Below are 14,467 nucleotides of genomic sequence, written 5' to 3'. Positions count from 1 at the left end.
AGCCTGCGCCGCAAATCAGCCGACGGAGTTCTGGCATGAAAGCGCGGGCGAGATGGGTCGAGGGCATGGCCTTCATGGGCGAGGCCGGCAGCGGCCACGCCGTCATGATGGACGGCGCGCCCGAATATGGCGGGCGCAACATCGGCATCCGCCCGATGGAGATGCTGCTGATCGGACTCGCCGGCTGCACCGGCTTCGACGTGGTGCAGATCCTGAAGAAGGGCCGCGAGCCGGTGACCGGCTGCGATGTCGAGGTGAAGGCCGAGCGCGCCGGCGAGGACCCCAAGGTCTTCACCGCGATCCACATCGCCTACAAGCTGAGCGGGCGGGGCCTGAGCCCGGCCAAGGTCGAGCGCGCCGTCACACTCTCGAAGGAAAAATACTGTTCGGCTTCGATCATGCTCGGCGCGACGGCCAGGATCACCTACGCGATCGAGCTCGACGACCAATCTCGGACGCTGGCCGCGGAGTGAGCATGAGCGATTTTTCAGGACTGATCCCGGCCGAGGCCGTCGCCGCGCGGCTCGACGATCCGACCCTCATCATCGTCGATATCCGCTCCTCGGTGGATGGCGGCGGCAAGGCCGCCTTCGAGGCGAGCCATATTCCACGCTCCGTCCATTGCGACTATGTCGCGGATGGCTGGCGCGCCAAGGTCGGCAACGCGCCGGGCATGCTGCCGCCGCTCGACGATCTCGCGGCGCTCGCCGGCCGGCTCGGAATCAGGCCGCATGACGACGTGGTCATTGTCCCGGCCGGCACGAGCGCGACCGACTTCGCCGCGGCGGCGCGGGTCTACTGGACGCTGAAGCTGATCGGCCACGGCCAGCAGGCGATTCTGGACGGCGGCTTCGCCGGCTGGCGCGAGGACACGCTGCGCCCGGTCGAGAGCGGCCCGTCCGCGCCGAAGCCCGCCGATCCGTATCCCGTGGTGATGCAGCAGCGCCTGCGCAGCAATGCCGATGCGACCTTCGTCGCCGCCCGCGGCAAGCTCGCCACCCTGGTCGACGCCCGCGCCGCGAGCTATTTCGAGGGCGCCGAGAAGGCGCCCGAGGCGCTGCGCGCCGGCCATATCCCCGGCGCGATCTCGCGCGACTACACGCAGGCGTTCGACCCTGCGACCGGGCGGCTGAAGCCGGTGCGGGAGCTCGCGGCGCTGTTTGCCGGCGTGCCGGCCGGCCCGACAATCTCCTACTGCAACACCGGCCACACGGCCGCCTTGAACTGGTTCGTTCTGTCGGAGGTGCTGGGACGGGAAGAGGTCGCGCTCTACGACGGCTCGATGACCGACTGGACGCAGGATCCGGAACGACCGGTGGAGACGTCCGCGGCAGCCTGAACGAAGCCGCCCATTTGCAAAACCGCGTGGAAAAGATCAAAGGAAGCGGCAGATGCGCCGGCCTCTGCCGCGCCCTTCCCTGATCCCGATCCGAGCTTGCCGCAGATGAACGCCGTCGCGCCGAAGATTTCATTCGTGTCCCTGGGCTGCCCCAAGGCGCTGGTCGATTCCGAGCGCATCATCACCTCGCTGCGCTCCAAGGGCTACGAGTTCAGCCGCGGCCATGCCGGGGCCGATCTCGTCATCGTGAACACCTGCGGCTTTCTCGACAGCGCCAAGGCGGAGTCGCTGGACGCGATCGGCGCCGCGATGGCCGAGAACGGCAAGGTCATCGTCACCGGCTGCATGGGCGCGGAGCCCGAGCAGATCCGCGACCGCTTCCCCAATCTGCTCGCGATCACCGGGCCGCAGGCCTATGAAAGCGTCGTCTCGGCGGTGCATCAGGCCGTGCCGCCGCGCCACGACCCCTTCGTCGATCTCGTGCCCGACCAGGGCGTCAAGCTGACGCCGCGCCACTACGCCTATCTGAAGATCTCCGAGGGCTGCAACAACCGCTGCAGCTTCTGCATCATCCCGAAGCTGCGCGGCGACCTGGTCTCGCGGCCGATCGGCGAGGTGCTGCGCGAGGCCGAGAAACTGGTCAAGGCCGGCGTCAAGGAGCTGCTGGTGATCTCGCAGGACACCAGCGCCTATGGGCTCGACATCAAGTATCGGCCCTCGCCCTGGCAGGATCGCGAGGTCCGGACGCGTTTCTTCGAGCTGGCGCGCGAACTCGGCCGGACGGGCGTCTGGGTCAGGCTGCACTACGTCTACCCCTACCCGCATGTCGACGAGGTCATCCCGCTGATGCGGGAGGGACTGGTGCTGCCCTATCTCGACATCCCGTTCCAGCATGCGTCTCCCAATGTTCTCAAGGCGATGAAACGGCCGGCTCATCAGGACCGGACGCTGGAGCGCATCGCGAGATGGCGCGCGATCTGCCCCGATCTCGCGATCCGCTCGACCTTCATCGTCGGCTTTCCCGGCGAGACGGAGGACGACGTGCAGTTCCTGCTCGACTGGCTCAAGGAGGCCAGGCTCGAGCGCGTCGGCTGCTTCAAATACGAGCCGGTCAAGGGCGCGCCGGCCAACGATCTCGGCCTCCCCCTCGTCCCCGAGGAGGAGAAGGAGGCGCGCTGGCGCCGCTTCATGAAGGCGCAGGCCGAGATATCGACCCGCATCGTCAAAAGCCGGGTCGGCAAGCGCATTCCCGTCATCATCGACGAGGCCGGACCGTCGGTCGCCAGGGGACGCTCGAAATGGGACGCGCCCGAGATCGACGGCAGCGTCTACGTGGCGAGCCGCCGGCCGCTCCGGGCCGGCGACATCGTCACCGTGAAGATCGAGCGGGCCGACGCCTATGACCTGCATGGCGTCGCCGTCTGAACATCCGCTCGGCGCATTCCGCCCCGCGGGTCGCAGGCATGGCCGATGACCGCGCCATAGGCGTCGGAGCGCGCAAGCACGCTGTCGCCGCCGCGGCGCTCGAAGACCGGCAGGATCTCGGGCCGGCCCGGTTCATGACCCGTCTCCCGAATGAGGACCGGCAAGCGCCGGCGCTCATTGGTCGCGGGCCGGCCGCGGCAGGTTCATGGTCTCCGGAAAAAATTCGCGGTCAGGCCGGCGCCGCCCGGCGCGGAACGAGCCTTCGGCCGAGCCACCAGCCGAAACGCTGCGCCAGCATGGCGCTGGCGAGCGCATAGCAAGCCAGCGCGAAGAGCCAGCCGAGCGCGCTCATGCTGATCGCGCCGAGCACGAGCGCGCCGCGCCCGAGCACCTTCAGCGTCGCGCGCAGGGTCGAAGGCTTTGCCGCGCCCAGCCGCGCCGCCTTGCGCAGGTCGCCGGCATCCTCGGCAACGGCCAGAACCTGCCGCAGCCCGCGCTGGCCGCCGCGCGCGTAGATCGCGCCGGCATCCTGCCCGAGACCGGCGAGGCGCGTCATCGCGGCCGGGCGGACAATGCCGCCCGCCGCGGCGCGCGTCGCCGCCAGATCAAGCCGCGCGGCGGCGGACAGGCCTGCCGCCAGCGCCGGGCGGTCGACGGCGTCGAGGGCGATGCGGCCGAGACTGGCGCTGAGCGCGGGAGAGAGCAGCTTCGCCCGGCTCGCGCCCTTGACCAGGCTCAGGCCGTTGCGGGCCGGCAGGCCGCCACCGAGGCTGACCCAGGTCGCGGCGCTGAGCGCGAGGCCTGCGGCCGCGAAGGCGAGGATGGTCGGGTCGGCCGCCTCGCCGTCGAGCCATTTGCGGCCTTCGATGGCGAGATCGCGCAGGTCGCCGAAGCCGACGACGTCGCCCGCGAGCGCCCCGGCGAATCCGGCCTCGCTGTCGCGGTCGCCGGCCAGAAAGCCCTGGCCGAAATCTGCGACGGCGCGCATCGCGACGCCGTCCTTGAGGGCGGCGAGGCGGGCGCGCCGATCCGCCGTGACGGCGAGCCCGCGCTCGCTCGCCAGCGCGATGAAGCTCTCGGCGAGGTCGGTGTCCCGCGCCACGAGCGCCGCATCGACCTCCGATGACAGGCGGTCCTGCGTCAGCGCCTCGTCGAGGCGCAGGCCCGCGAGCGCGACCGGATCGTCGCCCGCCCCCTGAAGCCGCCAATGCCGAAAGGCCGGCGGCGCGATGTAGAGGCCCGCGCCGGCAAGGCCTGGCAGCAGGAGCATCGTCAAGAGCAGCGGTCTGATGCGCAAGGACAGCCCCCGAAACGCCAGCCGCGCCCGGTGAGCGACCGGGCGCGGTTTTGCCATAGCGCGGAATTCGGGCGGGATTGGCGCAAACCCGCCGTCCGTCGTCCGATCAGGGGATCAGGACGGTCGAGCCCGTCGTGCCGCGCCCTTCGAGCGCGCGGTGGGCGTTGGCCGCGTCCGTCAGCGCGAAGGTGGCGTTGACGGGCACCGTGACCTTGCCGCTGGCGACGGTGGCGAACAGGTTCGCCGCCATCTCGACCGTGGTCGCACGCTTGGCGAGGTGGGTGAACAGCGTCGGGCGGGTGACGTAGAGCGAGCCCTTCGACCCGAGCAGGCCGAGGTTGAACGGCTCGACCGCGCCCGACGCATTGCCGAAGCTCGCCAGCACGCCGAAGGGGCGCAGGCAGTCGAGCGACTTCAGGAAGGTGTCCTTGCCGACGCCGTCATAGACCACGTCGCAGAGCTTGCCGCCGGTGATCTCCCTGACGCGGGCGACGAAGTCCTCCTCGCGATAGAGGATGGCGTGGTGCGCGCCATGAGCTTTTGCGAGGTCGGCCTTCTCCCGCGAGCCGACCGTGCCGATCACGGTCGCGCCCAGCGCCTTGCCCCATTGGCACAGGATCAGTCCGGTGCCGCCGGCCGCCGCGTGGACGAGGATCGTATCGCCCGGCACGACCTTGTAGGTGCGGTGGAGCAGGTATTCGGCGGTCATGCCCTTGAGCATCATCGAGGCGGCGGCCTCGCAGGACACAGCCTCGGGCAGCGCCACGACCGAATTCGCCGCGACGATGCGCTCTTCCGCATAGGAGCCCAGCGTCGCGACATAGGCGACGCGGTCGCCGGCCTTGAACTCGACGACGTCGGGGCCGACCGAGAGCACCTCGCCCGCGCCCTCGTTGCCTGGCACGAACGGCATCTGCGGCGCGGGATAGAGCCCGCTGCGGAAATAGGTGTCGATGAAATTCAGGCCGATCGCCCGGTTCCTGACCAGCAGTTCGCCCGGTCCCGGAGCGGGCAAGGTGATGTCCTCGACCTGAAGGACCTCTGGACCGCCGGTCTTGTGAACGCGGATGGCTTTGACCATGGCTGGAACTCCGTTTCGTATAGGCAGGACCATAGGGAGTCGGGCAGGCCGCGCGCAACGGGGCGTTTGCAGCCCGGGCCGGCATCCAGCGCCGGGCTCCATTCGGCGAGCGGCGCAGTGGCCAAGCCCGCGATCATCGGCTAGCCAAGCAGGATGAGCGCTCCCCGGAAGGATGAGGTCGAGATCGCCGTCGTCGGCGCCGGCGCGGCAGGGCTCGCCGCGGCGCTGGCGCTGGCGCGGGACGGCCGCCGCGTCGCCCTGCTCGGGCCGGCGAACGCGCCGCGAGACGGGCGCACCGTCGCCCTGCTCGACGCGTCGTGGCGGCTGCTCGACGAGTTCGGCCTGATGGCGGCGCTGACCGGGAAGGCGGCCCCGCTTTCGACCATGCGGATCGTCGACGACACCGGAAGCCTGTTCCGGCAGCCGCCGGTGGAGTTCCGCGCGTCCGAGGTCGGGCTCGAGGCGTTCGGCTGGAATGTCGAGAACGCCGAACTGGTCGCCGCGCTGGCCGGGCAGGCCAAGGCGACCGGCGCGATCCGGATGATTCCCGCTCTGGTCTCGTCGATCATGACCGGGGACGGCGCCGTGACCCTGTCAGGCGAGGGCTTCGATCCGCTGCGGGCGCGGCTCGTCGTCGGCGCGGACGGGCGGCGCTCGCAGGTTCGGGCGGCGGCCGGCATCGCGGCGCGCGACTGGAGCTATCCGCAGGTCGCGCTGACCGGCATCTTCAGCCATCGGCGCGAGCATCGCGACGCCTCGACCGAGTTCCACACCCGCGCCGGGCCCTTTACGCTGGTGCCGCTGCCGGGCAAACGCTCCTCGCTGGTCTGGATGCTGGCGCCGGAGGCGGCCGAGGCGGTCGCGGCGCTCGACGATGCCGGTTTCGCCCGGCGGGTCGAGACGCAGGCGCATTCGGCGCTCGGCGCATTGACGCTCGACGGGCCGCGCGGCCGCGCGCCGATGGCTGGGCTTTCGGTCGAGCGCTTCGCCGCCGGCCGGACGGCGCTGATCGGCGAGGCGGCGCATGTGTTTCCGCCGATCGGCGCGCAGGGGCTCAATCTCGGACTACGCGACGTGGTCGCGCTGCGCGAGGCCGTCCGCCGCGAGGACGATCCCGGCTCGGACGATGCGATGATCGCCTATGACGCGGCGCGCCGGGCCGACGTGCGCCTGCGCACCGGCGCCGTCGATGCGCTCAACCGGACGCTGCTGACCGACCTGATGCCGGCAGACCTGCTGCGCGGCGCGGGGCTGCTCGCCCTGTCGCGGATCGGGCCGCTGCGGCGCTTCGTGATGCGGCAGGGCCTCGCCGGCGGGACGCGCTAGTCCTCGCCGAGCACGGCTTTCGTCTGGGCTCCGCTCGCCGGGACGTCGCGCAGCGCCGCGGCCTTCTCGCGAAACGCAGGCGCGAGCGGCAGCGGCGTCGAGACCATGCGTCGGCCGCCCGGCTCCTGCGCCTGCGCGTCGAACAGCCCGCGCGCGGTCATGTGCGGGTCGGCCACGGCTTCGGCCAGGGTGCGGACCACGGTGCAACAGCAGTCGCGCGGCTCCAGAACGCTGCGCCAGTGCTCGGCCGGCTGAGCTGCGATGATGGCGGCGATGGCGGTGTGCGTCGCCCGCGGATCGCGCCGATCGTCGCGCAGCGCCGGCTCCAGCGCGATCGCCTCGCAAAAGGCCGCCCAGAACTTGGCTTCGAGGGCGCCGACAGCGAGGAAACAGCCATCCTGCGTCGGATAGAGGCCGTAGCGCGGGCTCCCGCCGGTCAGCAGCCCCTCCCCGCCTTGCGGATATCGCCCCGCCGCCTGCCCCTGCGCCAGCCCGTACCAGGCAAAGGTCGCCATGGCGTCGGTCATGGCGATGTCGAGATGGCAGCCCTGCCCCGTCCGCTCGCGCTGGCGCAGCGCCAGCAGAATGTTGATCACCGCCGGAAAGGCGCCGCCGGCGATGTCGGCGACGAGCGGCGGCGGCAGCGGGGCGAGCCCGCCTCGCGCCAGCGACTGGCCGAGCAGCCCGCCGATCGCCTGGTAGTTGATGTCGTGGCCGGCCTCCCGCGCGCGCGGCCCGCTCTGGCCGTAGCCGCTGATCGAGCAGTGGATCAGGCGCGGATTGAGCAATCTCAGCGCGTCGAAACCGAAGCCGAGGCGTTCCATCACGCCGGGGCGGAACTGCTCGACCAGGATGTCGGCCTTGGCGATCAGCGGCGTCAGGCGAGAGAGCGCGTCGCTCGCCTTCAGGTCGATCTCGACGCTCTCCTTGCCGCGGTTGAGCACGGCGAAGGGCGCCGAGGTCTCGCCGAAGCGGGGCGGAAAGCGGCGCATGTCCTCGCCGCCCGGCCGCTCGATCCGGATCACGCGCGCGCCGGCCTCGGCCAGGAACAGGCTCGCCATCGGGCCGGGCAACAGCGTCGAGAAATCCAGGACCAGAAGGTCGTCCAGCGGCAGCATCGGCGTCTCGCATGCGCCGCCGGCTTCGAGCCCTTGGCTGGTCAGGGGAACAGGTCGGCGGTCATCCTGCCCGTCTTCACCAGCCACAGGAAGCCCGTCAGCGTGATCATCGAGACGAGCGTGCCGATCAGGATGCAGGCCGAGGCGCGTTCGACGCCGACATCGTATTGCGTCGAGATCACGAAGATGTTCAATGCCGGCGGCAGCGCCGCCATGATCACGGCGGCGAAGACCCAGTTGTCCGGGAAATTGCCGAGCGCCGACAGCAGCACCCACACCAGCAGCGGGTGCAGCACGAGCTTGACGACGACGAGCAGCGGCACCTCGCCCGGCATCGCCCTGAGCGGCGGCCTGAGCGCCACGGTGACGCCGAGCAGGAACAGCGCGCAGGGCGCTGCGGCCTGCGAGAGCCAGAGCGTCATCTTGTCGAGCGCGGCCGGCAGCCGCAACTGGCTGTAGGCTGCCGCGACGCCCAGCACCGTCGCCACGTTGAAGGGGTGCGTCACGACCTTCCGGGCGACGTCGGCGGCGGTCGCGAGCAGGCTCTTCCTCTCGACGCCGGCGACCGCCATCAGGAAGGGAATCAGCGAGAACAGCAGCAGGTTGTCGAAGACGAAGATCAGCACGACGGGCGCGCTCGCCGCCGGCCCGAGCGCGGCCAGGACCAGCGGCGGTCCCATGTAGCCGATGTTGGAATAGGAGCCGGCGACGCCCTGCATCACCGACTGGGGCATGTCGCCGCGCGTGTATTTCAGCCCGACCGCGAAGGAGAGCGCGAAGGCGCAATATGTCGAGAGCGTGGTCGCGACCACGAAGCCCCAATTGGTCAGCTCCGAGAGCGGCTTGTCGGAGATCAGCCGGTAGAACAGGCAGGGCAGCGCGATGAAGATCAGGAAATGCTGCAGCCAGGCCAGGCCTTCCTCCGGCAGCCGCTTGTAGCGGCCGACCGCGAAGCCGAGCAGGATCAGCCCGAAGAAGGGCGCGACCAGATTGAACAGGTTGACGAGATCGGCCATGCGGGCGGGGAAACTCGGGCTCGGGGCCGTCGGCCGCGCTTGGGCCGGGACTTTCGGGGATGGCAGGCGTTTAGCCGCTTCCCTCCGCGCTGCAAAGCAGGCGCGGCGCGGGCCGGGCCGCATGGCAACGCGGAGCGGGAGTAAAATAATCCTAGGATTATTTCCTTGCCCATGTCGCGGCTTATTGTCCTAGGATTAATTTCCTCTTCCGCGGCCTTCCGGCCAAATGGCCGATGGACGCCGCCGCCCCGCTCCGCCAGATTGCCGCAACGCACCATGGAGCCCGCCAGGGGGATGCCCGCAATGACGGTCAAGACGCCGCGCCAGTTCTTCAAGCCGCTCGCCATCGGCGCGCCGGAGCCGTTCCGCGAGCTGCCGCCGAATGTGGAGCGGATGATCCATTTCGTGCCGCCGCATCTGGAGAAGGTCCGCGCCAAGGTCGGCGAGCTCGCCGGCCAGGTCGACGTCGTGCTCGGGAACCTGGAGGACGCCATTCCCGTCGAGGCCAAGCAGGCCGCGCGCGACGGCTTCATCGCGATGGGCAAGGCGCATGATTTCGGCAGGACGGGCCTGTGGACGCGGGTCAATGCGCTGAACTCGCCCTGGTTTCTCGACGACATCGCCGCGATCATGGCCGAGATCGGCGGCAAGCTCGACGTCGTGATGGTGCCCAAGGTCGAGGGGCCGTGGGACATCCACTATGTCGACCAGCTGCTGGCGCAGTTCGAGGCGAAGCATGCGCTGCCCAAGCCGATCCTGATCCACGCGATCCTGGAGACGGCCGAAGGCGTCAAGAACGTCGAGACGATCGCCACCGCCTCGCCGCGCATGCACGGGATGAGCCTGGGTCCGGCCGACCTCGCCGCCTCGCGCGCGATGAAGACGACCCGGGTCGGCGGCGGCCATCCCGACTACAGGGTCATCGCCGACCCCTCCCCCGAAGGCGGCGCACGTGCGGTGGCCCAGCAGGATCTCTGGCACTATACGCTGGCGAAAATGGTGGATGCCTGCGCGGCGGCCGGGATCAAGCCGTTCTACGGGCCTTTCGGCGATTTTTCCGACGAGGCCGCCTGCGAGGCGCAGTTCCGCAACGCCTTCCTGCTGGGCTGCGCCGGGGCCTGGACGCTGCACCCGTCCCAGATCGCGATCGCCAAGCGCGTCTTCAGCCCCGACCCGGCCGAGGTCGGGTTCGCGAAACGCATCCTCGAGGCGATGCCGGACGGCTCGGGCGCGGCGATGATCGACGGCAAGATGCAGGACGACGCGACCTGGAAGCAGGCCAGGGTCATCGTCGACCTGGCGAAACAGGTCGCCGCCCGCGATCCGGATCTGGCCGAACGCTACGGATTGTGACCATCCGTCCCGGGCGGGACCAGTTGATTTCGACGCATTTGCGACGCATTCGTAAAGCAAGCGCGAGAGCTTGCGTCGCCGGCGGCGTCCGGCCCACCATGGATCACGGCGTTATGGAAGCAAGATCGGCGAAGTTCCGCATCGGACAGGTGGTGAAGCACCGGGTCTATCCGTTCCGCGGCGTGATCTTCGATGTCGATCCGGTCTTCGCCAACACCGATGAGTGGTGGCTGGCGATCCCGGAACATCTGCGCCCGTCGAAGGACCAGCCGTTCTATCATCTCTTCGCGGAGAACGAGGAGACCGAATACGTCGCCTATGTGTCCGAGCAGAACCTCGTCGTCGACGAATCCGGCCGCCCGATCCGCCATCCGCGGGCCAGGGAGTTCTTCCGGCGCGACCGCAAGGGCCGCTACACGATCGACCGCACCGGGCTGAACTGAGCGGCCACGGCGACGATTCGAAGCATCGTCATCGCGAGCGCAGCGAAGCCATGACGTGAGACCATGAAAAGGCCGGTCCCTCGCGGGCCGGCCTCTTCCGTTTCGCCGATGCGACGATCAGGGACGGGGCGCGGCGGGAGCGGGAGCTCCCGGGACCGGCGCCAGGCCGGGGCCCGGCGCGGGAGCCGAACCGGGAACGGAGCCGGGGGCGCCGGGAGCCGCGTTGGCGCCGGCGCCGCCGAGACGCTGGCGCAGCTCTTCCTGGCGCTTGGCGAGTTCGTCCTGAAGCTGCTTCTGCTGCTGCTCCAGCACCGCCGGATCGATCGGCGCGCCGTCGAAGCCCTTGGCGAAATCGGAGAGCGGGATCGAGAACGAGACCTCGCGGGCGCCCTGGTTCTGGACGCTGACGCTGAGCGCCGCGCCCTTCTTCATCTGGTTGATGAAGTCGTCCTTGACCTGCGCCTCGGCGAAGCAGCCGTTCGGGAAGCAGATCGCATAGCGGCCGGACGTCGGCTGGGAGGTGTCGACGCCGAAGCGGATGCCGGGCTGCAGCAGCAGGCCGAGCGGCATCAGGAAGCGCACGATCTTGTTGGGATCGCCCTTCACGTCATAGACGGCGACGGCCAGCACCGGCTGGCCCTGGTCGGAGACGAAATCGCGCGTGGTGTAGCAGATCTCCTTGTTGGCGGCCTGGTCCTTGCCGCAGACCTTGGTCCAGCTCGTCTGGGACGGCTCGGGCTTGACCTGCACCACGGTCGGGCCCGTCGCGGCGGCCTGGCCGGCCGGGGGCTGCGCCGGCTGGGCGGGCTGCGCCGCGGGGCGCTGGGCCGGGCGCTGCGGCTGCTGGGCGAAGGCCGCGATCGGCGACAGGGCGAGCGAGGCGCTCAAGGCGGCGGCGAGGCCGCGCGAAATCAGGCGAAACGAAGCGGACATCGGTCTTCCTTACATCAGGCGAATTCGGGGATCACGACTTCGCAAGCCGCGCGCATCATCATCGGCGGCCCAACCCTTCGTCGACGCGGACCATCTGAGTCCGTGCACATCGTCAGGGATTGAGGCGTTTGCATGACACCACGCGACGCCTTTAACGAGTTCCGTTGCGGGATTCCAGCCCGAATAGCTGCGTGACTGCGCAGCCGGCGTGTTATCTTCGCGGCCGGGAATCAGGATCGGCGATGGATTTGCTTCGCGCGGGGCGCGCTGCCCTGCAGGCCATGACCGGGACGGCCGCCGCCTTCGCCGCGTTCCTCGCGCTGGCGGGAGCGACTTCGCTCGCCCGGGCGGCGGAACCGACGCATGCGGTGGCGATGCACGGCGAGCCGGCGCTCCAGCCCGGTTTCGCGCATCTGCCCTATGCGGACCCGGCCGCGCCCAAGGGCGGACGGATCATCTTCGGGCAACAGGGCACCTTCGACAGCCTGAACCCGCTGGTCGTGCTCGGCGTCGCGCCCGACGCGGTGCCGCGATATGTCCAGCAGAGCCTGCTGTTCCGCTCGGCCGACGAGCCCTTCACCGCTTACGGGCTCCTGGCCTCGCGCGTCGAACTCAATCCTGAGCGGACGAAGCTCGCCTTCGAGATCGACCCGCGCGCCAGGTTTTCCGACGGACGGCCGGTGACCGCCGAGGACGTGCTGTTCACCGTCGAGATGCTCAGGACCAAGGGCAAGCCGTTCCACCGCTCGAGCCTCGCCCGCATCACCAAGGCGCAGGCGCCCTCGCCGTCCAGGGTCGAGTTCGAGCTCGGCGACGGCTCGAATCGCGAATTGCCGCTGGTGATCGGGGCGCTGCCGATCTTCGCCAAGCATGCCACCGACGCGGAGAAATTCGGCGACACCAGCTTCAAGCCGGCGCTGGGTTCGGGCCCCTATCTCGTCAGCGAGATCAGGCCGGGCGAGTCGCTGACGCTGAAGCGCCGCAGCGATTTCTGGGCCGAGGACCATCCGCTGACGCGCGGGCTCTTCAACGCCGACGAGATCCGCTACGATTTCTACCGCGACTCCAACGCCCTGTTCGAGGCGTTCAAGGCCGGGCTCTACGATGTGAGGCTCGAAGGGGATCCGACGCGCTGGACGACCGGCTACGATATCCCGGCCGTTCGCGACGGGCGGATCGTCCGCGACACGCTGCGCTTCCGGTCGCCCAAGGGCATGACCGGGCTCGTCTTCAACACGCGCCGGCCGCTGTTCTCCGACATTCGCGTCCGCGAGGCGCTCGGCCTGATGTTCGATTTCGAATGGGTCAACCGCAACCTGTTCCACGGCGTCTATCGCCGGGCCGGCAGCTTCTTCTCCGATTCGGAGCTGTCGGCGCTGGGCGTGCCGGCCGATCAGCGCGAGACGGCGCTGCTCGCCGCCTTTCCGGGCAGCGTGCGGGCCGACATCCTGTCGGGGCAGTGGTCGCCGGCCGCCAGCGACGGCTCTGGCCGCGACCGCGAGCAGGCCCGCAAGGCGCTCGACCTGCTGAAAGCCGCCGGCTACGAGCTCTCCGACGGCACGCTGCGCAGGCGCGGCACGGCCGAGCCCTTCGCCTTCGAGATCACGGTGACCAGCCGGCCGCAGGAGCGGCTGGCGCTGAACTACGCCTCTTCGCTCGGCCGGATCGGCGTCGCGGTCTCGGTCAGGCTGATAGACGACGTGCAGTACTGGCGCAGGCTCTCGGCCTTCGATTTCGACATGATCCAGTGGACCTGGCCGGCCTCGGCCTCGCCCGGCAACGAGCAGATCGGGCGCTGGGGCTCGGCCAATGCCGACCGCAAGGGCGCGCTGAACTATGCCGGCGTGAGATCGCCGGCGATCGACGCCGTGATGCAGACGCTGCTCGGTGCGCGCGAGCGCGAGGATTTCGTCGCCGCCGTCAGGACGCTCGACCGGCTGCTGCTGTCGGGCTTCTATGTCGTGCCGCTGTATTACCTGCCCGACACCTGGCTCGCCCGCTCGCGCGACATCGTCCTGCCCGAGCGGCGGCCAGGCTATTTCTTCTCGACCGAGATTCTGGCGCGCGCTCCCGCGCCGCCGGCGCCGGCCAACTGAAAGCGCGACCATGCGGGCCGAACCCGACGAAGCCGTGGCCGCGCTGCTCGAGGGGCTCGATCTCGATTCGCTCTTGCAGGCGCTGACCCGCTCGCGCGGCTACGAGGCGGCCTTGCGCGATCCGCCCGGCAGGCGTGGCTGGAGCGACGCGATGCCGACCTCGCTCAGCTTCCTGCAACTGGATGAGCGGGTCGACCAACTGGCGCGGCTGCTGACCATCAACAAGGCGCAGCCCGGCGCGAGCGTGGCGATCCTCGCCCCGATGGGACAGGAGGCGCTGGTCTCGATCCTGGCCTGCCTGCGCGCCGGCCTGTCGCCGCTGATGCTGCCGCTGCACGGCAACGAGCTTGAACTGCTCAAGCTGGTCGAGGCGTCGGGCGCGGTGATGGCGCTGGGCACGGCGCGCGTCGGCCCGTTGAGGCCGCTGCTGATACTGCGCAATCTCGCGGTGCGCGCCTTCTCGACCCGCTTCGTCGGCGGCTTCGGCCATGAGGTGCCTGAAGGGGTCGCGGCGCTCGACACGCTGATGGCGAGCGCGAGGGCGCAGCCGCTGCCGACCGGCCTGCCCCGCCCTGCCCTGCAGGTGGTCGATGCGCGGACGCTGGCCGGGCCGATGCCGGTCTCCGAACGCATGGTTCTCGGCCGCGCGCTGGAGATGTCGCGGCTGGTCAAGCCGCTCGCTTCCTCGCGCATCGTCACCTCGCTCGTCGGCGGCGATCTCGCTGCGCTCGCCTGCGGACCCGGCATGTCGCTGCTCACCGGGGTCGAATTGCTGCCGCTCGGCCTGTTCAGCCTCGGCGACATGCAGGCCTGCCTGGAGGGCGGCCGCAAGGCGCATCTCGTGCTGCCGGCCGCGATGGAGCCCTCGCTGGCGCGCTCGAAGCTGGCGAGCCATCCGGCGCTGGCCAGCATCGTCTTCGTGCAGCGCGAGCCAGGAGAACGCCCCTTGCCCGCGCTCGACCGGCCGGATCTCGCGATCGTCGATGTCGCGGTGCATTCGGCTGCGGAGATTTCGATCTCGCGCCGGTAGACGGCGCCGC

At 69.9% G+C, this 14,467-nt stretch carries 13 protein-coding genes; 8 read left to right on the top strand and 5 right to left on the bottom strand.

Annotation, left to right across the window (positions count from 1 at the left end; genetic code table 11):
- The first annotated feature begins 35 nt into the window (after window positions 1-35).
- The 3 genes from AC1RRW_RS03565 (at window position 36) to rimO (ending at window position 2,764) form a co-directional block, all read left to right on the top strand.
- The gene (locus tag AC1RRW_RS03565) at window positions 36-473 is read left to right on the top strand and encodes an OsmC family protein (protein ID WP_492899157.1); all 438 of its coding nucleotides are present in this window, start codon (window positions 36-38) and stop codon (window positions 471-473) included.
- Window positions 474-475: 2 nt separating this feature from the next.
- On the top strand, window positions 476-1,339 hold the full coding sequence (locus AC1RRW_RS03560; RefSeq protein WP_492899156.1) for a sulfurtransferase: 864 nt from the start codon (window positions 476-478) through the stop codon (window positions 1,337-1,339).
- A 105-nt stretch (window positions 1,340-1,444) separates the two neighbouring features.
- Complete coding sequence (rimO, locus tag AC1RRW_RS03555; protein WP_492899155.1) at window positions 1,445-2,764, top strand: 30S ribosomal protein S12 methylthiotransferase RimO; 1,320 nt, start codon at window positions 1,445-1,447, stop codon at window positions 2,762-2,764.
- A 229-nt stretch (window positions 2,765-2,993) separates the two neighbouring features.
- On the opposite strand, the gene AC1RRW_RS03550 is transcribed toward rimO, so the two are convergent.
- Window positions 2,994-4,040, bottom strand: a complete 1,047-nt coding sequence (locus tag AC1RRW_RS03550; RefSeq protein ID WP_492899154.1) for a hypothetical protein — start codon at window positions 4,038-4,040, stop codon at window positions 2,994-2,996.
- A 127-nt stretch (window positions 4,041-4,167) separates the two neighbouring features.
- Window positions 4,168-5,142, bottom strand: coding sequence for a quinone oxidoreductase family protein (locus AC1RRW_RS03545; RefSeq protein ID WP_492899153.1), 975 nt, complete (start codon window positions 5,140-5,142; stop codon window positions 4,168-4,170).
- 153 nt (window positions 5,143-5,295) lie between these two features.
- Here AC1RRW_RS03545 and AC1RRW_RS03540 point away from each other — a divergent pair, with 153 nt between their 5' ends.
- Window positions 5,296-6,468 carry a UbiH/UbiF family hydroxylase gene (locus tag AC1RRW_RS03540; protein WP_492899152.1) on the top strand — a complete coding sequence of 391 codons (1,173 nt, stop codon included), beginning with the start codon at window positions 5,296-5,298 and terminating at the stop codon, window positions 6,466-6,468.
- Here the strand turns inward: AC1RRW_RS03540 and AC1RRW_RS03535 are convergent.
- Together AC1RRW_RS03535 and AC1RRW_RS03530 are read right to left on the bottom strand one after the other, a co-directional pair.
- Complete coding sequence (locus AC1RRW_RS03535) at window positions 6,465-7,586, bottom strand: CaiB/BaiF CoA transferase family protein (RefSeq protein ID WP_492899151.1); 1,122 nt, start codon at window positions 7,584-7,586, stop codon at window positions 6,465-6,467. The two genes, AC1RRW_RS03540 and AC1RRW_RS03535, sit on opposite strands and share 4 nt — an antisense overlap.
- 41 nt (window positions 7,587-7,627) lie before the next feature.
- On the bottom strand, window positions 7,628-8,602 hold the full coding sequence (locus AC1RRW_RS03530) for an AEC family transporter (protein WP_492899150.1): 975 nt from the start codon (window positions 8,600-8,602) through the stop codon (window positions 7,628-7,630).
- Between the two features lie 303 nt (window positions 8,603-8,905).
- Here AC1RRW_RS03530 and AC1RRW_RS03525 point away from each other — a divergent pair, with 303 nt between their 5' ends.
- Window positions 8,906-9,955: an HpcH/HpaI aldolase/citrate lyase family protein gene (locus AC1RRW_RS03525; RefSeq protein WP_492899149.1), complete on the top strand. Its 1,050-nt coding sequence runs from the start codon at window positions 8,906-8,908 to the stop codon at window positions 9,953-9,955.
- Window positions 9,956-10,068: 113 nt separating this feature from the next.
- A complete protein-coding gene (hspQ, locus tag AC1RRW_RS03520; protein WP_492899148.1) occupies window positions 10,069-10,398 on the top strand; it encodes a heat shock protein HspQ in 330 nt (109 codons plus the stop codon).
- 117 nt (window positions 10,399-10,515) lie between these two features.
- On the opposite strand, the gene AC1RRW_RS03515 is transcribed toward hspQ, so the two are convergent.
- Window positions 10,516-11,331, bottom strand: coding sequence for an invasion associated locus B family protein (locus tag AC1RRW_RS03515; RefSeq protein ID WP_492899147.1), 816 nt, complete (start codon window positions 11,329-11,331; stop codon window positions 10,516-10,518).
- 242 nt (window positions 11,332-11,573) lie between these two features.
- On the opposite strand from AC1RRW_RS03515, the gene AC1RRW_RS03510 reads away from it, so the two are divergent.
- Entirely contained in the window at window positions 11,574-13,427 is a 1,854-nt protein-coding gene (locus tag AC1RRW_RS03510; protein WP_492899146.1) for an extracellular solute-binding protein, read from the top strand.
- Window positions 13,428-13,437: 10 nt separating this feature from the next.
- The gene (locus tag AC1RRW_RS03505) at window positions 13,438-14,457 is read left to right on the top strand and encodes an AMP-binding protein (RefSeq protein WP_492899145.1); all 1,020 of its coding nucleotides are present in this window, start codon (window positions 13,438-13,440) and stop codon (window positions 14,455-14,457) included.
- Window positions 14,458-14,467: the final 10 nt, after the last annotated feature.

It is taken from the genome of Allobosea sp. GW821-FHT12C12 (genome assembly GCF_058807355.1).
Note: the sequence above shows the minus strand (reverse complement) of the source record. Positions and strands in the feature narration are given on the sequence as shown.

What these genes read in the sequence shown, in the direction of transcription:
- AC1RRW_RS03505 (WP_492899145.1), top strand. Translation starts at nt 13,438, where the DNA reads ATGCGGGCCGAACCCGACGAAGCCGTGGCCGCGCTGCTCGAGGGGCTC.
- hspQ (WP_492899148.1), top strand. Translation starts at nt 10,069, where the DNA reads ATGGAAGCAAGATCGGCGAAGTTCCGCATCGGACAGGTGGTGAAGCAC.
- AC1RRW_RS03510 (WP_492899146.1), top strand. Translation starts at nt 11,574, where the DNA reads ATGGATTTGCTTCGCGCGGGGCGCGCTGCCCTGCAGGCCATGACCGGG.
- AC1RRW_RS03525 (WP_492899149.1), top strand. Translation starts at nt 8,906, where the DNA reads ATGACGGTCAAGACGCCGCGCCAGTTCTTCAAGCCGCTCGCCATCGGC.
- AC1RRW_RS03565 (WP_492899157.1), top strand. Translation starts at nt 36, where the DNA reads ATGAAAGCGCGGGCGAGATGGGTCGAGGGCATGGCCTTCATGGGCGAG.
- rimO (WP_492899155.1), top strand. Translation starts at nt 1,445, where the DNA reads ATGAACGCCGTCGCGCCGAAGATTTCATTCGTGTCCCTGGGCTGCCCC.
- AC1RRW_RS03545 (WP_492899153.1), bottom strand. Translation starts at nt 5,142, where the DNA reads ATGGTCAAAGCCATCCGCGTTCACAAGACCGGCGGTCCAGAGGTCCTT.
- AC1RRW_RS03515 (WP_492899147.1), bottom strand. Translation starts at nt 11,331, where the DNA reads ATGTCCGCTTCGTTTCGCCTGATTTCGCGCGGCCTCGCCGCCGCCTTG.
- AC1RRW_RS03540 (WP_492899152.1), top strand. Translation starts at nt 5,296, where the DNA reads ATGAGCGCTCCCCGGAAGGATGAGGTCGAGATCGCCGTCGTCGGCGCC.
- AC1RRW_RS03530 (WP_492899150.1), bottom strand. Translation starts at nt 8,602, where the DNA reads ATGGCCGATCTCGTCAACCTGTTCAATCTGGTCGCGCCCTTCTTCGGG.
- AC1RRW_RS03560 (WP_492899156.1), top strand. Translation starts at nt 476, where the DNA reads ATGAGCGATTTTTCAGGACTGATCCCGGCCGAGGCCGTCGCCGCGCGG.
- AC1RRW_RS03535 (WP_492899151.1), bottom strand. Translation starts at nt 7,586, where the DNA reads ATGCTGCCGCTGGACGACCTTCTGGTCCTGGATTTCTCGACGCTGTTG.